Annotated in this window: 2 protein-coding genes (1 of these 2 cut by a window edge); both read right to left on the bottom strand. The window is 70.8% G+C overall.

Annotated elements, in window-relative coordinates:
- Positions 1–16,357: the 5' portion of a non-ribosomal peptide synthase/polyketide synthase gene (locus ACRSCF_RS09675; RefSeq protein WP_432675622.1), read on the bottom strand. 2,177 nt of this gene lie to the left of the window's left edge; the window shows 16,357 of its 18,534 coding nt (coding positions 1–16,357); its start codon is at positions 16,355–16,357; its stop codon lies beyond the left edge, outside the window.
- Complete coding sequence (locus ACRSCF_RS09670) at positions 16,357–26,328, bottom strand: non-ribosomal peptide synthetase (protein ID WP_244387951.1); 9,972 nt, start codon at positions 26,326–26,328, stop codon at positions 16,357–16,359. Before ACRSCF_RS09670 ends, ACRSCF_RS09675 begins: the two co-directional genes overlap by 1 nt.
- Position 26,329 lies beyond the last annotated feature (1 nt).

The following is a 26,329-nucleotide window of genomic DNA, read 5'->3' as shown; positions in this document are numbered from 1 at the left end:
TCACATAGGCCAGGTCGCGCTCGTGCACGGCATGGGCCGGCGCCGCGTTGCAGGCCTGGGTGAAGTCCACCTCCTCGGCCACCACCAGATGGGCCACGGCCGGCGTGCCCAGCTTGTGCAGCGCCGACCTGTGGGCGATCAGGTGGGAGGCACCGCTGTCTGCCAGCATGAACCTCTGGCGTTCGGCGGGCGACGCCGGGTCCAGGGGCAGGTAGGCCGCGCCCGCCTTGAGCACGGACAGCAGGCAGATCACCATTTCCAGCGAACGCTCCATGGCGATGCCGACGATGGCGCCGCGCCCCACGCCGGCCTGCACCAGGCGGTTGGCGAAATGGTTGCTGCGCGCCTGCAGCTCGCCATGGCTGATGGTCTGCTCGCCCATGACCAGCGCCACCGCGCCCGGGTCCCGGTGCGCCTGCAGCGCCATGCCGGCATGCACGGGCAGGAATGGCGTGCGGCAGGCATCCGTGCCCGTGCCTGTGCCCGCCGGCCCATCGCGTCCGGGCTCGGGCAGCAAGGCGATGTCCCGCAGGCAGTGCATGCCCTCGCCCGCCATGGACGCCAGCACCTGCCCCAGTTGCCGCAGCAGGGCCTGCACGGTGTCATCGCCGAAGCTGCTCCGCTGGTAGATCATCTTGAGCGACAGCACATCGCCCAGCCGCACCTCCAGGTCCATGGGATAGGAGGTCACGTCGATGGCATGCGTCACCGCAAACCGCAGATGCGGGTCGTCGTGCGCGGACAGCACGGCATCCATGGGGTAGTTCTCGAACACCAGGATGCTGTCGAACAGGCCGCGCTGGCCCTTGCCCGCCCAGCGCTGGATGTCCGAAAGCGACGTCTGCTCATGCTCGCGCGAGGCCAGGTTCTGTGCCTGCAGCGTGCGCAGCCAGGGGCCCAGCTCCAGCGCGCCGTCGCAGGCCACGACCACCGGCAAGGTGTTGATGAACAGCCCCTGCATTCTTTCCACGCCGGCCAGCTCGGGCGGGCGGCCTGCCACCGTGGCCCCGAAGGCCACCGTGGCCTGGCCCGTGTACCGCGCCAGCACCAGCGACCATGCGGCCTGCACCAGGGTGTTGGCCGTCACGCGCTCGCGCTGGGCAAACTCCACCAGCTGCTGCGTGGCACCGGCATCCAGCGCGGCGCCGGCCTCGTGGTGCCCCTGACGGGCTGCAGGCAAGGCACCAGGCCGGACAGCAGGCCGGGCAAGCGCATCCACCAGCAAGGTGGGCTCGTGCAGCGGCTGCACCAGGCGCCTCCAGTAGGCCTCGCTGGCCCCGTGGTCCAGGCCTTGCAGCCATGCGATGTAGTCGCGGTAGCTGGTGTCCACGGGCTCCACGGCAATGCCCTTGTAGTCGCGCAGCACCTCGCCCAGCAGGCTCGATGAACTCCATCCGTCCGTGAGCAGGTGGTGGGCGGTCCAGATGCAGTGGTGGCTGCCATCGGACACGCGGACCAGGGCCAGCCGCATCAGCGGCGGCTTGCTGAGGTCGAAGGCCGCGAACTGCCCGGCGGCCAGGGCATCCAGGGCCCCCGCCACATCCTCGCTGTGCCGGCAGTCATGCTCGGTGATGTCCAGCAGGACCTGCCGGGCCACCCATTGCAGCGGCAGGGACGCATCGGCCAGGAAGCCGCTGCGCAGCACGGCATGGCGGTCCAGCACCGCCTGCCAGGCCTTTCGGAAGCGCGCGGCATCCAGGCCATGCGCGTCGATGCGCAGCTGGGTGACATAGGACAGCCCCGAGGGATCGGACAGGCTGTGGAACAGCATGCCCGACTGCATGGGAGACAGCGGATAGAGGTCCGCCAGATTGCCCGCAGGCAGGTCCAGGCCGTCCAGCTGCGCCTGCGTGACCCGGGCCAGCGGGAAGTCCGAGGGCGTCACCCCCTGCGCGCCGCTCAGGCAGTGGTCGATCAGGCCTTCCAGCTCCTGCCGGTAGCGCCCCATCCAGGCCTGCACATCGGCGGTGTCGTGGCGCGCCGTGCTGAAGGCGGCCGTCATCACCAGCTCGCCGTCGTACACGCGGCCATTGATGGTGAACTCGTGCGACAGCGGCGCCGAGGCGTCGGCCGGCATGCCGCTGCCCTCGGCAGCCGGCAGCCATTGGGCCGCGCTGTCAAAGCTTGCATCGAACTGCCCCAGGTAGTTGAAGACCAGGCTGGCCTGGGGCAAGGCCTGCATGGCCTGCCTTTGCTGCGCCGTGCCCAGGTACTTGAGCACGCCATGGCCCAGGCCGTGCAGCGGCACCTCGCGCAGGCTTTGCTTGACGCGCTTGATCGCGTCGCCAGGGCCTGTGCCCGCATCGAGCGCCACCGGGAAGACGCTGGTGAACCAGCCCACGGTGCGCGAGACGTCCACGCCGGCCGACAGCTCCTCGCGGCCATGGCCCTCCAGGTCCACGAGGATGCGCTGCTGCCCGCTCCACGCGCACAGGGCGCGCCCCAGGGCGGCCAGCAGGATGTCGTTGATCTGCGTCCTGTAGGCCGCCGGCACGCGGCTGATCAGGGCCTCGGTGCGCTCGCGGTCCAGCCGCAGCTCGACGCTGGACTGCCATGCCAGGGTGTTGGCCCCCTCGGGGCGGGCACAGGGCAGGCTGGCCGGCACCTGGGCCAGCGCCTGCCAGAAGGCCAGCTCGCCGCCGCATTGCGCGGCATGGGCCTGCAGCGCCTGCGACCAGCGCTGGTAGCTGGCGGTCTTGTGGACCCTGGCGGGCTCCAGGCCCTGCAGCCGGCTGGCATAGGCCGAACGCAGGTCCTCGAGCAGGATGCGCCAGGAGACCCCATCGACGACCAGATGGTGGGCCACCAGCAGCAGGCGCCAGCTGCCGTCGCCCACCTCGATGCACAGCCCGCGCAGCAGCGGCCCGTGGACGATGTCCAGGCTGCGCTGCGCCTGTTCGCACAAGGCCTCGATCGCGCCGGCATCCCGTGCCTGGCGCACCCACAGCAGTGCCTGCAGATCGGCCTCGGACGGGCTTGCGTAGGCCTGCTCCCAGGCGCCCTGCGCCGTGGGGCGAAAGCGCAGGCGCAGGCTGTCGTGCCGGGCCAGCAGATCGGCCAGGGCCTGGCGCAGCGGCGCAGGCTGCAGCGGCTGCGTGCTGCGCAGCAGCAGGGCCTGGTTCCAGTGGGATCGCTGCGGCACGTCCGTTTCGAAGAACTCCGCCTGAATGGGCAGCAGGGGAACGCTCCCCTGGACCGGGGTCTCATGCTCCACGGCCTCGTCCTGCACGGGCTCGGCCACACGCGCCAACTCGGCAATGCTTTGCCGTTCGAACAGCTGCCGTGGCGACAGCTTCCAGCCGAAGCGGCGCAGGCGCGAGACGATCTGCAGGCTGAGGATGGAATCACCGCCCAGCGCGAAGAAGTTGTCGCTGCGCCCCACCCGCTCCAGGCCCAGCACCTCGGCCCAGATACGGGCCAGCAGCGCCTCCAGTTCGCCCTCGGGCGCCTGGCTGGCGGCTGGCATGCCGAACGCGGGCAGGGCCTGCCGGTCCAGCTTGCCGTTGGCGTTCTGCGGCAACTGGTCCAGCACCATGATGGCGCCCGGCACCATGTAGTCGGGCAGTACCGTGGCCAGGCGCTCGCGCATCTCCTGCCCGTCCAGGGTCCGCCCGCTGCGGGCAGACACATAGGCCAGCAGCCGCGTGCCCGCCGGTCCCTCGCCGGCCACGACCACGGCCTCGCGCACATCGTCCAGCGCCAGCAGTTGCGCCTGCACCTCGCCCAGCTCGATGCGCAGGCCGCGGATCTTGACCTGGTGGTCCACCCGCCCCAGGTACTCCAGCTGGCCCTGCGCATTCCAGCGCACCAGGTCGCCCGTGCGATAGAGTCTTGCGCCATCACGGCCGAAGGGGTCGGCGACAAAGCGCTCCGCGCTGAGCCCCGCCCGGTTCAGGTAGCCGCGCGACAGCAGGGGCCCGCCTATGCACAGCTCGCCGGCCACGCCCAGGGGCACGGGGCGCATCCGGTCGTCCACCACCCACATGTGCCGGCCCGCCAGGGGCCGGCCTATGGGAAGGTCCTGGGGCGCCGCGCCGGCGCCTTCCACCAGGCCCGTGCAGTCGAAGAGGGAGGCCGTGACGGTGGCCTCGGTCGGGCCATAGGCATTGAGCAGCCTCACATGGCCCAGCCCGGCATCGCGCCAGGCCTGCAGGCCGGCGCCCGGCATGGCCTCGCCGCCCACATGCACCTGCCTGAGCCGCCCGTACCCGCGCAGGCCCTGGCGCGCAAAATCCTGGACCAGCAGCAGCCAGTAGGCGGTGGTCAGATCGGCCACGCTGATCTGCCTGGCCATGAGTTCCCTGTGGAAGGTGGCGCTGTCCCAGAGTTCGGGCCCGCGCAGCACCATGGCCGCGCCGGCCACCAGCGGCGCGAACAGCTGCTCGATGCAGCCATCGAAATTCAGCGTGGCGAACTGCAGCACGCGGTCCTGCGGCGACAGCGCGGCAAAGCCGACGGCCAGCTGCGCCTGCTCGGCCAGGCAGCGGTGGGAGATGCCCACGCCCTTGGGCCGGCCGGTGGAGCCCGAGGTGTAGATCACATAGGCCAGGCATTCGCCATGCACGGCGGCGCCAGGGTTGTGGTCGGGCCCCGGCATCGCGCCGATGGCATCCAGGTCCAGCGCCTTCACGCGACCGGCCACCTCCAGCCCCAGGCGGGACTGCGTGAGCAGGCAGGCCATGCCGCTGTCCTCGACCATGTGGGCCAGGCGCTCGGCCGGATAGCCGGGGTCCAGGGGCACATAGGCCGCGCCCGACTTGAGCACGGCCAGCACGGCCACCACCATCTCCACCGAGCGTTCCACCGCAATGCCCACGCGCACCTCCGCGCCCACTCCCTCGGCGATCAGGCGGTGCGCAAGGCGGTTGGCACGCCGGTTGAGTTGCGCATAGCTGATGCATTCGTCGCCAAAGACCAGGGCCGTGGCCTGGGGCTGCTCGTCCGCCTGCTGCTCGAACAGCCTGTGCACCAGGGGCTGGGCGTCGCGGCGCGGCGGGTTGCATCCAGACTGCACCGATTGCGCCCATTGCGTCAGCAGCGCCCATTCGTCCCGGTCCAGCAACTCGATATCGCAGGCCGGCAGCGCGGGCGTTTCGGCCAGGGCCGCAACAATGCCTTCCACGGCGGCCAGCATGTAGGCGCACAGGCGCTGCGCGCCCACGGTCTTGCTGGCCTGCCCGACCAGGCGGAAGCCCTGGCCCAGGTCATCGATGGACATGTCCACCGGGTAGTTGGTGCGCTCCTGCCCGCCCAGCGCCGTCATGCCTTCCCACGCGCCCGAGGCTGCGCCCGCTGCCTCCGTCTCCTGCGGCGCTGCGGTGTAGCGGTAGTTGAGCAGGGCCGAGAACAGCGGCGTCCCCCCCGCCAGAGCGCTGCAGCGCTGCGCCAGCGACAGCGTGGCGTGCTCGTGGTGCATCAGCCCCGTCAGCAGCTCATGCGTCTGGCGCAGGCATTCCTGCACGCTGCGCCCGCCCAGCTGTATGCGCAGCGGCAGCGTGTTGATGAACATGCCCAGCGCGCTGTGCGCGCCCTCTCCGCCCTGCATGCGGCCAAAGAGCACGGTGCCGAACACCACGTCGTCCTTGCCCGTGGTCCTGCCCAGCACCAGCGCCCAGGCCAGGTGGAACAGGCTGGCCGCACTCACCCCATGGCGCTGCGCCTGCCGGCGCAGCTCGCGCGACAGCGGTGCATCCAGCGCAAGCCTGGCCTCCTCCACCGCGCTGCCGTCGCCCTGCACATCCAGCAGGCCAAACGGCGCCGTGGGCTCATCCACATCGCCGAGCATGGCGCGGAAGAAGTCCTCATGCTCGCTGGTGCTCACGCCCAGCCGGGCCTGGGCCACGAAGCGCCTGAACGGCAGGGGCCTGGGCAACTCCGCCTCGCGGCCCTGGGCCATCAGCGCAATCTCCTCGACGATGCGCTCCAGCGTCGTGTGGTCCAGCACCAGGTGGTGGGTCAGCAGCTGCAGCAGCCAGCGTCCGTTGGGCGCATCCTGCGCCGCCACGGCGCGGATCATGGGCGCGCGGCGCACATCGATGCGCTGCACGCGCGGGTCCAGGCGCTGCTGCAGTGCGGCGGCCACATCGCCTTCGCCCTCGCTTTCACCAGGCTCCAGCCAGTCGAGCAGCACCTGTGCCTGCCGGCACACCACCTGCACAGGCTCGGCCAACCCCTCCCACAGCACGGCCGTGCGCAGGATGTCGTGGCGTGCGATGACCCGGTTGAGCCGTTGCACAAAACCCAGCAGCCGCTCGCGCGTGTCGAAGCCCAGCAGCGTCGGCGTGGCATAGGCATCGCCCTGCTGGTGCAGGGTGTGGTGGAACAGAATGCCTTCCTGCAGCGGCGCCAGCGGATAGATGTCCTGGATGTTGGCCGCGCCACCGGGCACGGCGGCCTCGACCCGTGCAATCTCCTGCACGTCCAGTGCCACCAGTGTCAGCATGTCGGGCATGATGGCCGTGCAGCCTTCGGGAATGCCATTGGGCGGCACCTGCACCTGGGCGGCGTCGTCCGCCTGCATCAGCTGCGCCGCAAAATCCGCCAGCTGCGGATGCTGGAACAGGCTGCGCACCGAGGCCGACAGGCCATGCGCGCGCATGCGTTCCAGCATGCCCATGGCCAGCAGCGAGTGCCCGCCCAGCTCGAAGAAGTTGTCGCGCCGCCCCACGCGGTCCTGCCCCAGAAGCTCAGCCCATATCGCCGACAGCTGCTGCTCGACCCCGTTGTGCGGCGGCTCGTATCCACGCTGCGCCCATTCGGGCTGGGGCAGCGCCTTGCGATCCACCTTGCCGTTGGCATTGAGCGCAAGCGCAGGCAGCACGACGATGGCCGAAGGCTGCATGTAGTCCGGCAGCCGCCGGGCCAGCGCCTGGCGCAAGGTTTCGGCCAGCCCCGCATCGGCGTCCGGGCCGGCCACATAGGCGACAAGGCGTGCGCCCGCCGCGCCCGACGTGGCTTGTGCCGCGACCACCACGGCCTCGCGCACGCCGGGCTGGGCCAGCAGATGGGCCTCGATCTCGCCCAGCTCGATGCGCAGGCCGCGGATCTTCACCTGGTGGTCCAGGCGCCCCAGGTACTCGATCTGGCCGTCGCCGTTCCAGCGCACCAGGTCGCCCGTGCGGTACAGCAGGCCGCCCTGCGTGTCCAGCGGGTCGGCCACAAAGCGCTCGGCCGTCAGTGCGGGGCGGTTCAGATAGCCGCGCGCCAGGCCCATGCCGCCCAGGTACAGCTCGCCGGCCACGCCCTGTGGCGCCGGCCGCATGGCGCAGTCCAGCACATAGGTGCGGATGCCGCTGATGGGCCGGCCGATGGGAACCTGGCGCCGCCCGTCGTCGCGGCAGCGCCAGTGGGTGACGTCGATGGCCGCCTCGGTCGGGCCATAGAGGTTGTAGAGACCGGCCCCGGGCAGGAGCCTGAAGACGGCGTTCTGCGCCTCGGCCGGCAGGGCCTCGCCGCTGCACAGGATGCGCCTGATGCCCGTGCATGCCGCCACGCCCGCATGCGCCACAAAGGCCTGCAGCATGGAAGGAACGAAGTGCACGGTGGTGACGCCATGGCCCGTGATCAGCGCCACCAGCCTTGCGGGGTCACGGTGATCGCCAGGCGCGGCCATCACCAGCCGGGCGCCGGCCATCAGGGGCCAGAAGAACTCCCAGACCGACACATCGAAGCTGAACGGTGTCTTTTGCAGCACGGCGTCCGAGGCATCGAGCGCATAGGCCTGCTGCATCCAGGCCAGCCGGTTGTGCAGGGCCGCATGCCGGTTGGCCGCGCCCTTGGGGCGGCCCGTGGAGCCCGAGGTGAAGATCACATAGGCCAGATGCTCCCCATGCACGGCAACCACCGGGTTGCGCTGCGATTCACCGGCCACATCGATGCGGTCAATGTCCAGCCACTGCAGATCCTCGCCTGCGGGCAGGCGCTCGCGCAGCGCGCTGTGGGTGAGCAGGCGCCGCACGGCGCCGTCTTCGATCATCTGCGCCAGCCGTTCGGGCGGGTGATCGGGGTCCAGGGGCACATAGGCGCCACCGGCCTTCATGATGGCCAGCAGGCCCACCACCATCTCGATGGACCGCTCCATGGCGATGCCCACCCGGGTCTCCGGCCTCACGCCCAATGCCATCAGCCGGTGTGCCAGCTGGTTGGCGCGGCGGTTGAGCTGGTCGTAGCTCAGAACCTGATCGCCAAAGACCAGCGCCACGGCATCCGGCCGTGCCTGGGCCTGGCGCTCGATCAGCTGGTGCACCAGCTGCATCCCGGGTTCGGTTCGGGCGCCCAGGCTCCAGGCCTGCAGCTGCGCCCATTCCTTGCCGTCCAGCATGTCCAGCGCCGCAGCCTCCAGGCCGGGCTCGCTTTCCAGCGCGTGGACCAGGGAGGCCACGGCCGCCGCCATGTATCCACACAGCCGTTCAGCCCCCAGAGCAGCATCGGCCTGTGCCACGATGCCAAAGCCTTCGCCCAGGTCATCGATGGACACGGTCACGGGGTAGTTGGTGCGCTCCTGTCCGCCCAGCGCCGTCATGCCTTCCCATGCGCCCGAGGCTGCGCCCCCCTCCTGCGGCGCCGCGCTGTAGCGGTAGTTGAGCAGGGCCGAGAACAGCGGCGTTCCCCCCGCCAGAGCGCTGCAGCGCTGCGCCAGCGACAGCGTGGCGTGCTCGTGGTGCATCAGCCCCGTCAGCAGCTCATGCGTCTGGCGCAGGCAGTCCTGCACGCTGCGCCCGCCCAGCCGACCGCCCAGCCGACCGCCCAACCGTATGCGCAGCGGCAGCGTGTTGATGAACATGCCCAGCGCACTGTGCGCGCCCTCCCCGCCCTGCATGCGGCCAAAGAGCACGGTGCCGAACACCACGTCGTCCTTGCCCGTGGTCCTGCCCAGCACCAGCGCCCAGGCCAGGTGGAACAGGCTGGCTGCACTCACCCCATGGCGCTGTGCCTGCCGCCGCACGCTGCGCGCCAGGGGCTCGTCCAAGGCCATCCTTGCCTCCTCCACCGCGCTGCCGTCGCCCTGCACATCCAGCAGGCCAAATGGCGCCGTGGGCTCATCCACATCGCCGAGCATGGCGCGGAAGAAGTCCTCATGCTCACTGGTGCTCACGCCCAGCCGGGCCTGGGCCACGAAGCGCCTGAACGGCAGGGGCCTGGGCAGCTCCGCCTCGCGGCCCTGGGCCATCAGCGCGATCTCCTCGACGATGCGCTCCAGCGTCGTGTGGTCCAGCACCAGGTGGTGGGTCAGCAGCTGCAGCAGCCAGCGCCCGTGGGGCGCATCCTGCGCCGCCACGGCGCGGATCATGGGTGCGCGGCGCACATCGATGCGCTGCACGCGCGGGTCCAGCACGGCCTGCAGCCGGCCTGCCACGTCCGCAACCTCCCCTTCGCTACCCTTTTCGCTCTCGTCCAGCCAGTCGAGCAGCACCTGCGCCTGCCGGCACACCACCTGCACAGGCTCGGCCAACCCCTCCCACAGCACGGCCGTGCGCAGGATGTCGTGGCGTGCGATGACCTGGTTGAGCCGTTGCACAAAGCCCAGCAAACGCTCCCGCGTGTCAAAGCCCAGCAGCGTGGGCGTGGCATAGGCGTCGCCCTGCTGGTGCAGGGTGTGGTGGAACAGAATGCCTTCCTGCAGCGGCGCCAGCGGATAGATGTCCTGGATGTTGGCCGCGCCACCGGGCACGGCGGCCTCGACCCGCGCGATCTGCTGCGCGTCCATCGCCACCAGCGTCAGCATGTCGGGCGTGATGGCCGTGCAGCCTTCGGGGATGCCGTTGGGCGGCACCTGCACCTCATGCCGGGGCAGGCCCTGCTCGCGGCGCAGCGCCAGTGCCAGATCCGCCAGCCGGGGGTGCTGGAACAGCGTGCGCACCTGCGTCACCCAGCCCTGGGCGCGCATGCGCTCCAGCAGCTTCAGGGCCAGCAGCGAGTGCCCGCCCAGCTCAAAGAAATGGTCGTGGCGCCCCACGCGCTCCACGCCCAGCACCTCGCTCCAGAGTGCGGCCAGACGCTGCTCGCCGTCGCCCACGGGCGCCTCGTAGTGCAGGCTGGCCAGCAGTTCAGGCTCGGGCAAGGCGGCCCTGTCCACCTTGCCATTGGCATTCAGGGGAAGGCGGTCCAGCACCATGATGGCGGCCGGCACCATGTAGTCCGGCAGTTCAAGGGCCAGGCGCTCGCGCAGTTCGGCCGCCGTGACCTGCTGCCCTTCATGCGCCGAGACATAGGCCGCCAGGTGCATGCCCGCCGGACCCTTGCGGGCCACGACCACGGACTCCCGCACCTGGGGCTGGGCCAGCAGCCGGGCCTCGATCTCGCCCAGCTCGATGCGAAAGCCCCGGATCTTCACCTGGTGGTCCAGGCGCCCCAGGTACTCCAGCTGGCCTTCGTCGTTCCAGCGCACCAGGTCGCCCGTGCGGTACAGGCGGCCGCCGCCCTGGTCGAACGGGTCGGCGACGAAGCGCTCGGCGCTCAGGCCGGGCCGGCCCAGGTAGCCCTGCGCCAGCGCCTGCCCGCCCAGATAGAGTTCGCCGGCCACGCCTGCGGGAACCAGTCCCAGATCCTGGCCCAGCACCAGGGCCTTGGTCGCGCTGACGGGGCGGCCGATGGGGACCGGGCTGCGGCCATCGTCGCGGCAGGTCCAGTGCGTCACGTGGATGGCGGCCTCGGTCGGGCCATAGAGGTTTTGCAGGCTGACGCCGTGCAGGCGGCGCAGGGCCTCGCGCTGTGTCTCGGCCGGCATGGCCTCGCCGCCGCAGATCACATAGCGCAGGCGAGTCTCCTCCTCGATGCCCTCATGGGCCAGAAACGCCTGCAGCATGGCCGGCACGAAGTTCAGCGTGGTGATCTGGTGGCGGCGGATCAGCGCGACGATGCGCTCGGGATCGCGGTGGTCGCCGGGCCGGGCCACCACCAGGCGCACGCCCGCCGTCAGCGGCCAGAAGATTTCCCAGGCCGAGACATCGAAGCCGAAGGCCGCCTTGTGCAGCACCGCGTCGGCCCGCGTGAGCCGGTAGTGGTCCTGCATCCAGGCCATGCAATTGGACAGCGCGGCATGCCGGTTGGCCGCCCCCTTGGGCCGGCCGGTGGAGCCCGAGGTGTAGATCACATAAGCCAGATGGTCGCCATGGACCGCCACGCCGGGATTGTGGTCAGGCCCTGCGTCCAGGTCCAGATCGTCGAGCTCGACCACGTTCAGCGCCTGCGCGAACGGCAGGCGCTCGCGTGCCTTGCGCTCGGTCAGCAGCAGGGCAATGCCGCTGTCCTGGGCAATGTAGGCCAGGCGGTCCACCGGGTACTCCATGTCCAGCGGCACGTAGGCGCCGCCGGCCTTGAGCACCGCCAGCAGCCCGGCCACCATGTCCATCGAGCGCTCCAGCGCAACGCCCACGCGCACGTCCGGCCCCACGCCCAGGGCCATCAGCCGGTGGGCCAGCCGGTTGGCCCGGGCGTTGAGCCGGGCCGAGGTCAGCGCCTCGTCGCCATGGACCAGGCAGACGGCATCGGGCTGCTCCCGCACGCGGGCCTCGAATTCCCGGTGCACGGGCAGGGCCTGGGGATGGGACTTGCCATTGAGGCTCCACTGCAGCAGCCTGTCCCGTTCATGCGCGGGCAGCACCGCAATCGCGGTCACGGGCTGGCCGGGGTCGCGCGCCAGGGCATCGGCCAGGCCGTCCAGCGCCTCGTGCATGTAGCCGCACATGCTGTGGGCATTCACCGCATCGATCACATGCGCGATCAGCGTGAAGCCCTCGCCCGTGTCGTTGACCGACAGGCCGAACGGGAAGTTGGTGCGCTCGTGGCTTTGCAGTATCTGCACGCCGCTCCAGGCATCGCCAGCGTCCGCGTCCTGCAGCGCCGTGTGCCGGTAGTTGAGCAGGGCCGTGAACAGCGGCGCCCCGCCGGCCAGGCCGCTGCAGGACTGGGCCATCGACAGGCTGGCATGCTCGTGCTGCAGCAGGTCCGTCAGCGCGGACTGGGTCTGGCGCAGGGCCTGGGCCACGCCACATCCGGCCAGGCGAACGCGCAGCGGCAGCGTATTGATGAACATGCCCAGCGCGCGGGCCGCGCCCTGCTGCGCCTGCATGCGGCCAAACAGCACGGTGCCGAACACCACGTCGTCCCTGCCGCTGGTCCTGGCCAGCACCAGGGCCCAGGCCAGGTGGAACAGCGCGGCGGCGCTGACGCCGTGGCGCCGGGACTGCTGCCGCAACCGGGCGGCAAGGCCGCCGTCAAGCACCTGCCGCACCTCGTTCGTGCGCGCTCCGTCGCCCTGGACATCCAGCAGCCCGAAGGGCGCCGTGGGCTCCTGCACATCGCCCAGCATGGTGCGGAAAAACGCCTCATGCCCGGCCATGCCCTCGCCCGAGCGCGCCTGGGCCACGAACTGGCGGAACGGCAGCGGCCGGGGCAGCGCGCTGGAGCGGCCCTGCTGGATCAGCGCGATCTCACCGATCACCTGCTTGAGCGTGGTGTTGTCGTCCACCATGTGGTGGGCCAGGATCTGCAGCAGCCAGCGCTGGCCCGGCGCGTCGTGCGCGGCCACCAGGTGGATCAGCGGCGCCTTGCGCAGGTCGATGCGGTAGCCGTGGGCGCAGGCGGCCAGCCGGGCCAGCGCGTCCTGCGATGGTGCCGCCGTGCCTCCCTCCTCCAGCCAGGACAGCGGCAGGCGGGCCTGCCGGCAGACGACCTGCACGGGCGTCGCCAGGCCCTCCCAGAACACGGCCGTGCGCAGGATGTCATGCCGCGCGACCACCTGGTCAAAGCTCTCGGCAAACCGCTGCAGCCGCTCGCGCGAGTCGAAGCTCAGCGTGTGCGAGGTGACATAGGCATCGCCCTCGGACTGCAGCAGGTGGTGGAACAGAATTCCCTCCTGCAGCGGCGCCAGCGGGTAGATGTCCTGGATATTGGCCGCGCCTCCCGGCACCGCCGCGGCAATGCGAGCAATCTCATCTTCATCCAGCGCCACCAGGGTCAGCATGTCCGGCGTGATCGCCGTGCAGCCTTCGGGGATGCCGTTGGGTGGCACGTCGATCTCGCCGGCCACCTCCTCCCCTTGCTCACCCTGCTGCTCCTGCTGTTCCTCCAGTACCGCCTGCGCAAACTCCGCCAGCCTCGGGTGCTGGAACAGCGTGCGCACCTGCACGCGCAGGCCCTGGGCGCGCACGCGCTCCAGCAGGCCCAGGGCGAGCAGCGAATGCCCGCCCAGCTCGAAGAAGCCGTCCTGTCGGCCCACGCGCTCCACGCCCAGCACCTCGGCCCAGATCTTCGCCAGCGTTTCTTCGAGTTCACCTTGCGGTGCCTCGTATTGCTGCGCACTCGCCATCTCCGGCTCGGGCAGCGCCTTGCGGTCCACCTTGCCGTTGGCCGTCAAAGGCAGGGCATCGAGCACGACGATGGCCGAGGGCACCATGTAGTCGGGCAGCGCCTGGCCCAGGCGCTGCTTGAGCTGGCTTTCCTCCACCGCGTCACGCAGGGAGACATAGGCGATCAGCCTTGCACCATCCTTGGCCAGCACCACCGCCTCGCGCACCTCGGGCTGGGCCAGCAGCTGCGACTGCACCTCGCCCAGCTCGATACGGAAGCCCCGGATCTTGACCTGCTGGTCGGCACGGCCCAGGTATTCGAGTTCGCCCTGAGCGTTCCAGCGCACCAGATCGCCCGTGCGGTACAGGCGCTCGCCCGTCTCGCTGAACGGGTTGGCAACGAAGCGCTCTGCCGTCAGTCCTTGCCTGTTGAGATAGCCGCGTGCCAAGCCCTCGCCCGCCACATACAACTCTCCCGCCACGCCCTGCGGCAGCAGGTTCAGGCTGCCGTCGAGCACGTACAGGCCCAGGTCCGGAATCGCCACGCCCACCGGGCTGCGTCCGCCCTCCAGATCCTTCCGCGTGATCTGCCGGTACGTCACATGCACCGTGGTCTCGGTGATGCCGTACATGTTGATGAGTTGGGGGCCCTGGTCACCGAAGCGGTGGAACCAGGGCCGCAGGCTCTCGGGCTCCAGCGCCTCGCCGCCAAAGACCACATGGCGCAGCGCCAGGCCAGCGCCACCTTCTTCATCCTGCTCCACGGCATGGACCAGCTGCCCGAAGGCCGAAGGTGTTTGATTGAGAACCGTTACGCGCTCCGCACGCAGCAAAGCCAGGAAGTCCTGGGGCGAGCGGCTGACCCAGTACGGCACCACCACCAGCCGGCCGCCCGTGCACAGCGCGCCAAAGATCTCCCAGACCGAGAAGTCGAAGGCATAGGAGTGGAACAGGGTCCAGACATCGTCCGGGCCGAAGCCGAACCAGGCATCGGTGGCGTCCAGCAGCCGTGCCACGTTGCGGTGGCTCAGTTGCGCGCCCTTGGGGCGGCCCGTGGAGCCCGAGGTGTAGATCACATAGGCCAGGCTGTCGGCCGAGACTTCAACCTGCGGATCGGTACCGGGTTCGCCCGACAGGTCCAGCGTGTCGATCTCCAGCACCTGCAGCGCAGCAGCGCCCGGGAGGCGCTCACGCACCGCAGCCTGCGTCAGCACCAGAGAGATCCCGCTGTCGGCTACCATGTGCGCCAGCCGGTCGGCAGGGTAGTCCGGGTCCAGCGGCACATAGGCGCCACCGGCCTTGAGGATGGCCAGCAGGCCGACCACCATCTCCACCGAGCGCTGCATGGCAATGCCCACGCGCGTCTCCGGCCGCACGCCCAGGGCGATCAGGCGGTGGGCCAGGCGGTTGGCCTGGGCGTCGAGTTCGGCGTAGGCCAGTCGTGCGGACTCGCAGGTCAACGCCACCGCATCCGGCCGCTGCTGCGCGCTTGTGGCAAAGCGCTGGTGCAGGCAGGCGGGCTGCGCAGGGTTGAGGGCCGGTCCATTGCGGGTACTGCGGCGCGCACTGCGGTCCAGAAGCTGCGCCTGCTCATCGCCGGGCAGCAGTTGCACCTGGTCCAGCGCGCACTGCGGCGCATGCGCCAGCGCCTGCAGCAGCAGCGACAGATGCGCGCCCATGCGCTGCACCGTGGCCGGCTCGAAGCGCTCGCGCGCATAGGCAAAGCCCAGTTGCAGGCTGCCGTCGGCGCGGCGGCTGGCGTGCAGGGTCAGCTCGAACTGGGCGGCCAGGCCGTCCAGCTCCAGCTTCTGGATCTCCAGGCCCGCCAGGCCGGCCGCCTCTTCGTGCTGGTAGTTCAGCATCACCTGGAACAGCGAGCTGCCGTCCAGGCTGCGGCGCGGCTGCAGCGCCTCGACCAGTTGCTCATAGGGCAGGTCCTGGTGGGCCAGGCCCAGGCGGACCCGCTCGGCCAGCTGGGCCAGCAGCTCCTGCAGGCGCATGCGGGGATCGAGCCGGCCACGCATCACCAGCGTGTTGACGAAGAAGCCGACCAGCGGCTGGGCCTCGGGCTGGTTGCGGTTGGCCACGGGCACGCCCACGCGGATATCGGTCTCGGCGGTATAGCGGTGCAGCAGGGCCTGGAAACCGGCCAGCAGCGCCACGAAGAGGGAGGTGCCCTGCTCGCGGGCGCGCTGCTCCAGTCCGGCCACCAGGCTGGCGGGCAGCTCCAGCCGGTGCCAGGCGGCATGCCAGCGGTTCTCGGCGCCCGGCGCGCGGGCATGGTCGGCGGGCAGCTCCAGATGCAGGTCCTGACCACCGGCCAGCTCGGGCAGCCAGTAGTCGAGCAGGCGCTGCCTTTCCCCGGCCTCCAGCCAGTCGCGCTGCCAGGCGGCGTAGTCGCTGTAGGCAATGGGCAGCGGCGGCAGGCGGGTCGGGCGCTGCTGCACCAGTGCCGCGTACAGGCCTGCGAATTCCTCCAGCAGGATCTGCATGGAGCGGCCGTCGGAGATGATGTGGTGCATCACCACCACCAGCAGGTGCTGGCGGCTGTCCAGGCGGACGGCGGCCACGCGCAGCAGCGGGCTGCGCGTCAGGTCAAAGGGCGTGAGGCACAGGCGCTCGGCTTCGGCCAGGGCCCGTTCGCGCCGCTGTGCGGCAGGCAGGGAGCTGAGGTCGATCAGCGGCAGCTCCAGGGCCAGCTGCGGCACGATGCGCTGCCGCGCCAGGCCGTCGGGGCTTTCCTCGAACACCGTGCGCAGTCCGCCGTGGCGATCCAGCAGCACGCCGAACGCCTGCCGCAGGGCCGCCAGATCCAGCTCGCCATGCATCCACGAGGCCTGGGCGATGTGGTAGGCCGAGCTTTGCGGGTCCAGCTTCCACAGGAACCACTGGCGCAGCTGCGCATGGGACAGGGCTTCGGTCTGGTCGGGCGATGGTGCGCGCACCGGGATGGGGAAATGCGAGAGATCCAGTCCCTCGGCCCGGATCTTTTGCAATGCCAGCGTGCGCTGGGCAGGGCTCAGGCTTGCAAAGCGCTCGGCGATTTGGCGCAGGCGGCCACGGTCCATCAGATATCTCCCAGAGTTTCGAGAAAGGAATCCAGCGCATCGAGCGCCTGCGCATCCGCGCCTGTCGTGCCTGTCGTGCCTGTTGCACCCGCAGCACCCGCAGCATCCGCGCCGCCATGGGCCGGCAGGCGCACCAGGCCCGCCATGTCCTGCAGCACCGGGGTGCGGAAAATGTCCTGGGCGGTCAGCCCCGCAGCGCCTGCCCCCTGCAGTCGCGCCAGCAGTTGCACCACCTTGAGCGAGTGCCCGCCGCGCTCGAAGAAGCTGTCGCGGCGGTCCACGCGGCCACCGCCCAGCAGCTCGGACCAGAGCCCGGCCAGCATTTCCTCGGCCTGCCCCGAAGGCGCCTCGTAGGACGGGCCGGACGGTGCCTGCGCCGCAGGCAGCGCGGCACGGTCCACCTTGCCGCTGTTGTTCAGCGGCAGCGTGTCCAGCACCACGATGGCGGACGGCAGCATGTAGTCGGGCAGGCCGCTGGCCAGTCTTGCGCGCAGTGCCGCAGCGTCCAGGGGAGGGCCTGCATGTAGCGATACATGCGCCACAAGGCGCGTATCGCTGCCGGACCCCGCTGCCGTGACCACGGCCTCGCGCACCTCGGGCTGGGCCAGCAGCGCGGCCTCCACCTCGCCCAGCTCGATGCGGTGGCCGCGGATCTTGACCTGGTGGTCCAGCCGGCCCAGGTATTCGAGCGCGCCATCGGCATTGCGGCGCACCAGGTCGCCCGTGCGGTACAGGCGTTCGCCAGCCGCGCCCGGTCTCGCGAATGGATCGGCCACAAAACGCTCTGCGCTCAGGCCCGGCCGCTGCCAGTAGCCGCGCGCCAGGCCCTGGCCGCCAATGAACAGCTCCCCGACCACGCCTTGCGGCACGCAGCGCAGTCCTTCGTCAAGCACCAGCAGCCGGGTGGCCGCGATGGCCTGGCCCAGCGTGGCGGCATCGCCCTGCACCTGCTGCAGGCTGGACCAGATCGTGGTCTCGGTCGGGCCGTAGAGGTTCCAGAGGTCCACGCCCGCCGCGCGCAGCAGGGCAATCAGGTCCGGTGCAAGCGCCTCGCCGCCGCACAGCGCCTTCAGCGGCCGTGCCGCCTTCCAGCCACCGGCCAGCAGCAGGCGCCAGCCCGAGGGCGTGGCCTGCATCACGCTGGCGCGGCTGCGCTCCAGCAGCGCCGCCAGCGCGGCCGCGTCGCGCACCTGCTCGCGCCCGGCCACCACCAGCTGCGCGCCCACGGCCAGGGGCAGGAAGATCTCCAGGCCCGCAATGTCGAAGGACACGGAGGTCGTGGCCAGCACCACGTCCTGCGCCTGCAGGCCCGGCTGTGCCGCCATGGACTGCAGGAAGTTGGAGAAGGCCGCATGCCGCACCACCACGCCCTTGGGCCGGCCGGTGGAGCCCGAGGTGTAGATCACATAGGCGGCCTGGTCGCCATGCACCTCGACGCGGGGCGCGCGTTCCGTGCCTGCCTGCGGCCCTGGCTCCCTTGCCTCCACTGCCTCCAGCACCTCCAGTACCTCCAGCGCCTCCAGTTGCAGCACCTTCGGCACGCTGGCGGCGAGCAAGGCCAGCCGGCCCGGCGCCAAGCCCGAGGCCAGCGCCAGGCAGGCTCCGCTGTCCTGCAGCATGTACCGCATGCGCTCATCGGGCAGGGCTGGATCGACGGGCACGTAGGCAGCGCCCGCCTTGAGGATGGCCAGCAGGCCGGCCACCATGGCGGCCCCGCGCTCGGCCACCAGGCCCACGCGCTGCCCAGGCCGCAGCCCCTGGGCGCTCAAGGCCTGCGCCAGGCGGCTGGCCCGCCGGTCCAGATCGCCGTAGCTGAACACCTGTCCGTCCGCAGCCAGGGCCGGGGCCTGGGGCCGCTGCCTTGCCTGCGTCTCGAACATGCGGTGCACCGGCAAGGCCTGCGGCCAGGACCGGGGGTTGCCGGCCTGCGCCAGCAGCGCCTGGCGCTCGGCCGGGGGCACCACGTCCAGCGTGCGCAGGTCGCGGCCGGGCTGCTGCTGCAGCGCCTGCACCAGCGCCTGCAGGGCCTGCTGCATGTAGGCGCAGACGCGCCCGGCCCCTACGCTGCGCACCACCTGGGCGACGAGCACAAAGCCCTGGCCGTCGTCATCCACGGCCATGCCCACGGGATAGTTGCTGCGCTCGGGGCGGCCCAGCACCTGCACGCCGGCCCGGGCCAGCTCTTGCGCAGCGCCCTCTGCCGCGCCATGGCGGTAGTTCAGCAATGCGCCGAACAGCGGCGTTCCCGCAGGCAGGCCGCTGCAGCGCTGGGCCAGCGACAGGCTGGCATGCTCGTGCTGCAGCAGCGCCGCAAGCGCCGCCGCCGTGCTGCGCAGGCCCTGGAGCACGCTGCCTTCGCCCAGCGGCAGCCGCAGCGGCAAGGTGTTGATGAACATGCCCAGCGCCTGCTGCGCACCGGCGCCGCCGTCCATGCGGCCCATCAGCACGGTGCCGAAGACCGGCTCCTGCCTGCCGCTGGTCCGGGCCAGCACCAGCGCCCAGGCCAGGTGGCAGAGCGCAGCGGGGCTGACCCCGTGCGCACGCGCCTGGCGGCGCATGCCCTGGGCCAGTGGGGCGTCCAACCGCAGGCGGGCCTCCTCCATGCCACGGCCATCGCCTTGCACGTCCAGCAGGCCGAAGGCGGCCGTGGGCTCCTGCACATCGGCCAGCATGCGGCGGAAGAACCGCTCGTGCGCCTCGGCCGCCACGCCCTGGCGCGCCTGCGCCACAAAGCGCCGGAAGGGCACGGGCACCGGCAGCTCGGCCGCACGGCCCTGCTGGAGCCGCAGCACTTCCTGCAGCAGCAGGTCCAGCGTGATGCGGTCCATCACCAGGTGGTGACTCAGCAGCTGCAGCAGCCAGCGGCCTTGCCCGGCATCGTGCGCGGCCCGCGCCCCTATCATCGGCGCCTGCCGCACGTCCAGGCGCAGGTCGTGGCTGCGCAGTTGCTCCAGCATCTGCGGCACCAGCACCTCATGTGCCTCATATGCCTCATGTGCCTCATGCACCTCATGCGACCCATGCGCCTCATCCGCATCAGGCCACTGCAGCTGCAGCGGTGCCTGGCGCAGCACCACCTGCACGGGCTCGGACAGCCCTTCCCAGAGCACGGCCGTGCGCAGGATGTCATGGCGCGCAATCACCTGGTTGAGGCTGTGCACGAAGGATTGCAGCTGCTCGCGCGCCCCGAAGCTCAGCAGGTTGGGCGAGACGAATACATCGCCCCCGGACTGCAGCAGGTGGTGGAACAGAATCCCCTCCTGCAGCGGCGCCAGCGGGTAGATGTCCTGGATATTGGCTGCGCCTCCCGGCACCGCAGCGGCAATGCGTGCAATCTCATCCTCATCCAGCGCCACCAGGGTCAGCATGTCCGGCGTGATCGCCGTGCAGCCTTCGGGGATGCCGTTGGGCGGCACATCGATCTCGCCGGCCACCTGCTCCCCTTGCTCACCCTGCTGCTCCTGCTGCACCGCCTGCACAAACTCCGCCAGCCTCGGGTGCTGGAACAGCGTGCGCACCTGCACGCGCAGGCCCTGGGCGCGCACGCGCTCCAGCAGGCCCAGGGCGAGCAGCGAATGCCCGCCCAGCTCGAAGAAGCCGTCCTGCCGGCCCACGCGCTCCACGCCCAGCACCTCGGCCCAGATCTGCGCCAGCGTTTCCTCCAACTCGCCCTGCGGTGCCTCGTATTCCTGCGCACTCGCCATCTCCGGCTCGGGCAGCGCCTTGCGGTCCACCTTGCCGTTGGCGGTCAAAGGCAGGGCATCGAGCACGACGATGGCCGAGGGCACCATGTAGTCGGGCAGTACCTCGCCCAGCCGGTCCTTGAGCAGACCCTCTGCGATTTCTGCATTCAGCGACACATAGGCGATCAGTCTGGCACCGCCCGCCCCCTCCTTGGCCAGCACCACCGCCTCGCGCACCTCGGGCTGGGCCAGCAGTTGCGACTGCACCTCGCCCAGCTCGATGCGGAAGCCCCGGATCTTGACCTGCTGGTCGGCACGGCCCAGGTATTCGAGTTCGCCCTGAGCGTTCCAGCGCACCAGATCGCCCGTGCGGTACAGGCGCTCGCCCGTCTCGCTGAACGGGTTGGCAATGAAGCGCTCTGCCGTCAGTCCTTGCCTGTTGAGATAGCCGCGTGCCAAGCCCTCGCCCGCCACATACAACTCTCCCGCCACGCCCTGCGGCAGCAGGTTCAGGCTGCCGTCGAGCACGTACAGGCCCAGGTCCGGAATCGCCACGCCCACGGGGCTGCGTCCGCCCTCCAGATCCTTCCGCGTGATCTCCCGGTACGTCACATGCACCGTGGTCTCGGTGATGCCGTACATGTTGATGAGTTGGGGGCCCTGGTCACCGAAGCGCTCGAACCAGGGCCGCAGGCTCTCGGGCTCCAGCGCCTCGCCGCCGAAGATCACCTGGCGCAGCGCCAGGCCAGCACTGCCTTCTTCATCCTGCTCCACCGCATGGATCAGCTGCCCGAAAGCCGAAGGTGTTTGATTGAGAACCGTTACGCGCTCCGCACGCAGCAAAGCCAGGAAGTCCTGGGGCGAGCGGCTGACCCAGTACGGCACCACCACCAGCCTGCCCCCAGTGCACAGCGCACCAAAGATCTCCCAGACCGAGAAGTCGAAGGCATAGGAATGGAACAGGGTCCAGACATCGTCAGGCCCGAAGCCGAACCAGGCATCGGTGGCGTCCAGCAGCCGTGCCACGTTGCGGTGGCTCAGTTGCGCGCCCTTGGGACGGCCCGTGGAGCCGGAGGTGTAGATCACATAGGCCAGGCTGTCCGGGCTCACATCGACCTGCGGATCGGTATCGGGTTCGCCCGACAGGTCCAGTAGGTCGATCTCCAGCACCTGCAGCGCAGCAGCGCCGGGAATGCGCTTGCGCACCACAGCCTGCGTCAGCACCAGAGAGATCCCGCTGTCGGCCACCATGTGCGCCAGCCGGTCGGCAGGGTAGTCCGGGTCCAGCGGCACATAGGCGCCACCAGCCTTGAGGATGGCCAGCAGGCCGACCACCATCTCCACCGAGCGCTGCATGGCAATGCCCACGCGCGTCTCCGGGCGCACGCCCAGGGCGATGAGGCGGTGGGCCAGACGGTTGGCCCGGGCGTCGAGTTCGGCGTAGCCGAGAACGTGGTGCTCGAAGGACAGCGCCTGCGCCCCGGCTCGCGCCAATGCCTGGCTGGCGAAGCGGCCGTGCAGCGTCTGCGCTGCGGCCGGCCGACCGGCAGGCAGGCCGGCGGCGCGGCCCCATGCCTGCTGCCTGTGCAGTTCGGCCGCGCCCAGCAAGGCGACCTCGCCCACCTTGCGGGCCGGATCATCGGCCAGCGTCTGCAGCATGGCCACATAGTGGCCGGCCAGTGCGCCGATGGTGGCGGCCTCGAACAATTCGCGGGCATAGGTCAGGCGCAGGTGCAGGCGGCCCTGCGCATCCTCGATGGTGTCCACGGTCAGCTCGAACTGGGCGCCCTGGCCCTGCAGCGCATATTCCTGCAGCTCCAGCCCAGGCAGTTGCTGCAGCGCGCTGCGGTCCTGGCGCTGGTGGTTGAACAGCACCTGGAACAGCGGCTGGGTGCCGGCGTTGCGTTCGGGCTGCAGCGCCTCGACCAGTTGCTCGAAGGGCAGGTCCTGGTGGGCCTGCGCGCCCTGGGCGGCCTGCCGGGCCTGGTCCAGCAGCTGCGCCAGGCCCATGCGCCCGTCCAGCGTGGCGCGCAGAACCTGGGTGTTCACGAAAAAGCCCACCGTGCCCTGCGTTTCCACCCGGTGGCGGTTGGCAATGGGCACGCCCACGCGAATGTCTTCCTGGCCCGTGTAGCGGTGCAGCACGGCCTGCAGGCCGGCCAGCAGCAGCACGAACAGCGTTGCGTCCTGCGCCTGGGCGCGGCGGCGCAGGCTGCCGACCAGATCGGCCGGCAGTTGCAGGCCATGGCTGGCGGCCACATGGTCCGCGCCGGGCCGGCGCGGGTGGTCGGTGGGCAGTTGCAGCACGGGGTGCGTGTCGCCCAGCTGGGTGCGCCAGTAGGCCAGTTGCCGCTGCCGCTCGCCGGCCTCCAGCCACTGGCGCTGCCAGGCCGCGTAGTCGGCGTACTGCAGCGGCAGGGGTGCGGCCTGCGGCACCTGTCCCTGGCACCGTGCGCGGTACTGCTGCACGAATTCATCCACGATGATCTGCATGGACCAGCCGTCGGAGACGATGTGGTGCATGGCCACGACCAGCAGATGCGCCTCGGCCGACTCCCGGATCAGGCCCACGCGCAGCAGCGGCCCGGCCTGCAGGTCGAAGGGCTGGCGGTGCACGGCGGCCGCCGCCTGTTCCAGTTGCTCCTGACGCTGCGCAGCGGGGAGTCCGGACAGATCCGTTTGCTCGACCCGCACACCGCCCTGTGCGGCGATCACCTGCACCACCTGCCCGTCCCCGCCCATGCGGAACACCGTGCGCAGCGACTCGTGGCGCGCCACCAGCGCGTCGAAGCTTTGCTGCAGCGCCAGCACATCGAGCGTGCCCAGCAGACGCAGCGCGCCGCTGATGTGATAGGCCGTACCGGCCGGCTCCAGCTGCCACAGGAACCATTGGCGCAATTGCGCAAAGGACAGCGGCAGCGGGCCACTGCGGTCGGCCCTGGGCAGGGGCGCCGTGCCTTCGGTCTGCTCGGCGCCGGCAACCGGCCCCTCCACCAGCCGTGCCACACCCGCTGGCGTCTTGCCCGTGAACAGCTGCTTGGGCGTGAGCTTGACGCCGCGCTTGCGGGCGCGCGCCACCAGCTTGAGCGCGAGGATGGAGTCCCCGCCCAGCGCGAAGAAGTCGTCATGCCGGCCCGCGCGCTCCAGGCCGAAGAGGTCGGCCCAGACGGCGGCCAGCGCCTGCTCGGCCTCGCCTTGGGGCGCCTCGAAAAGATCGGCGGCCTCCTGCTCCGGCACGGGCAGGGCCTTGCGGTCGATCTTGCCGTTGGCCGTCAGGGGCATGCCTTCCAGCACGGTGATGCTGGCGGGGACCATGTATTCGGGCAGCGCCTGCGCCAGCGCGGCGGCCCACCCCGGCCTGTCGGCGGGAACGCCCGCCTGGGGCACGGCATAGGCATGCAACTGCATGCGCCCGTCCCCGCCTCCCTCCCCGTCCAGCCGCGCCACGACTTCGGCCTGGGCCACGCCGGGCACGGCCTGCAGCGCCAGCGCCACCTCGCGCAGCTCCACGCGGTAGCCGCGCACCTTCACCTGGTCGTCCATGCGGCCCAGGAACTGCAGGCTGCCATCGGCCAGCATGGTCACGCGGTCGCCCGTGCGGTACAGGCGCTCGCCCGGCTGGAACGGGCTGGCCACGAAGCGCTCTGCCGTCTGCCCGGGCCGGGCCTGGTAGCCGCGCGCCAGACCCGGCCCGCCCAGGTACAGCTCGCCGCTGGCGCCCAGGGGCACGGGCTGCAGGTCGGCATCCAGCACCAGGGCGCGGCTATTGGCCAGCGGCCTGCCCACGGGCAGGCTTTCGCCGCCGCGCAGCGCCTCGTCCGCCTCCTGGGTGAGGATGCCCACCGTGGTTTCGGTGGGGCCGTAATGGTTGAGCACGCGGCAGCCGGGCCTGAGCGCGGCGATGCGGTCCACCAGCGGCCAGCGCGTGGCCTCGCCGCCCAGCACCAGGCGGCTGGCAGGCAGCACGTCAGCGGGCATGCCGGCATTCAGCAGCCCCTGCAGATGGCTGGGCACGATCTTGAGCACGTCCACGCGGTGCTCTGCCATGTAGCGCGCGAAGCCGTCGGGGTCGAAGGCCAGTTCGGGCGCCATCAGATGCAGCGCGCGCCCCGAGCACAGCGCGCCGAACAGCACGGTGTGTCCCAGGTCCGCCGCCACGGTCGAGACCATGGCCATGCTGCGCGCCGCCTCGGGCAGGTCCAGCCGCTGCAGCACGGCCTGCACATAGTGGGCCAGCGCCCCGTGGCTGACGACCACGCCCTTGGGCTGCCCGGTCGAGCCCGAGGTGTAGATCACATAGGCGCCCTGTGCGGAATGCGGCGGCGCGGCCGGCAGCGCCTGCCCCGCAATGCACGGCTCCTGGCAGGCATTCGGGTCCAGGCTCAACACGGGAACGCCCGCGTCCCAGGCGGGCGCCTGCTGGCAGAGCATCAGCACCGCGCCGCTGTCGCGCAGCTGCCAGGCCAGCCGCTGCGCCGGCAGGCCGGGGTCCAGGGGCACACAGGTGCCACCGGCCTTGAGCACGGCGAGCAGGCCCAGCACAAAGGCGCAGCTGCGCTCGGCATGCAGGGCCACGCGCACATCGGCCCCCACGCCGCGCGCCACCAGGGCCCGGGCCAACTGGTCGGACTGCCGGTCCAGCTGCGCGTAGTCCAGGGCCGAGCCTGCGTCCCTGACCGCCGTGCCATCGGGCTGGGCCTGCACGGCGCGCGACCACAGCTGCAGCACGCTGTCGGCGCCAAAGGCCTGCACCGGGCCTGCAGACTCCGACACGCGGCCTGGCAGCGACAGCTCGCACAGCCTGGGCTGCCTGTCGCTGATTGCGCCGGTGACCTGCAGCGCAAGGTCCTGGAATGCGGCTGCCATGTCACGCACCACGGCTTCGTCGAACAGTTCATCGGCATAGATCAGCACGCAGTCGATGCCGTCCTGCCGGTCGGTGAAGTCCAGGCTCAGGTCGAAATGCGCCTGGCCGCTGGAGACGGCCTGCATGGCGATCTCCAGGCCGGCGATGTGGCGCGCGGCCGATGCATCCTCCTGCTGGGTGCACTTGACCTGGAACAGCGGGTGAACGCCCGGCTGGCGGGCTGGCTGCAGCGCCTCGACCAGCAGGTGGAACGGCAGGTCCTGGTGGGCCTGCGCGCCCAGCACCGCCTCGCGCACCTGCGCCAGCAGCGCGCCGAAGTCCTGCGCGGGATCGATGTGCGTGCGCAGCACCAGCAGGTTCAGGAAGTAGCCGATCAGGCCATGCGTCTCGGCCTTCTGGCGGTTGGCCACGGGCGTACCCACGCGCAGCTCGCGCGTGCCGCTGAAGCGGTACAGCACCAGCTTGAGCAGGGCCAGCATCACCATGAACAGAGAGGCGCCATGGGCGCGGCCCAGGGCACGCACGCGGGTGGCCAGTGCGGCGGGGAGCGTGAACTCCAGGCGCTGCTCCTGTGCCTCCTGCGCGGCCGACCTGGCCTGCTTCATCGGCAGGGCCAGGGCCTCGTGCTCGGTGCCCAGCCGGGCGCGCCAGTAGTCCAACTGCCGCTCGCGCTCACCGGCATCGAACCAGCGGCGCTGCCAGACGGCGTAGTCGGCGAACTGCAGGGCCATGGCCGGCAGGCGCGATGGCTGCTGCGTGCGCAGGGCCTCGTACAGGTGGAACAGTTCCTCGACCACGATGCCGTTGGACCAGCCATCGCCCGCAATGTGGTGCAGCGACAGGCCCAGCACATGCTCCTGCGCGCCCAGCCGGCACAGGACGGCGCGCAATGGCGTTTCCGTGTCCAGCGCAAAGGGCTGGCGGGCCAGCAGCAGCACCTGGCGCTGCGCCTCGGCCTGCGGATCGCCGTCCGTCCATGCGCCCAGATCGACATGGCGCAGGGGCACGGGCGCGGCGGGCTGGATGGACTGCCGGGGCTCGCCGTCCTCGCCGGCCGGATAGCAGGTGCGCAGGATCTCGTGGCGCTCGGCCAGGGCCTGCAGCGCCTGCTCCAGCGCCCACGCATCCAGCGGCCCCTTGAGCGACAGCGATCCCACCATGTTGTAGGCGGGGCTGGCGGGCTCCAGCCGCCAGGTGAGCCAGAGGCTGCGCTGGGCGGGGGACAGGGCAATGGCCAGCGTGCGGTCGCAGCGGGTGATGGTGTGGGCCGTGTTGCGGGTGTCGCCGTCCGGCAGGCCACCTGCGCCACCTGCGCCAGATGCAGCGGGTGCACCGGATGCACCCCGGAGCCTCAGGGCCAGTGCGGCACGCTGCGCATCGGACAGGCGGGACTTGCGGGAATCGAGATCGTTCAGGGACATG

The sequence above is a fragment of the Delftia sp. 11MD genome (assembly GCF_050907895.1).
GTDB classification, from domain to species: Bacteria; Pseudomonadota; Gammaproteobacteria; order Burkholderiales; family Burkholderiaceae_C; genus Comamonas; species Comamonas tsuruhatensis.
This window is presented reverse-complemented; position numbering and strand designations above follow the sequence as displayed.

What these genes read in the sequence shown, in the direction of transcription:
- ACRSCF_RS09670 (WP_244387951.1), bottom strand. Translation starts at nt 26,328, where the DNA reads ATGTCCCTGAACGATCTCGATTCCCGCAAGTCCCGCCTGTCCGATGCG.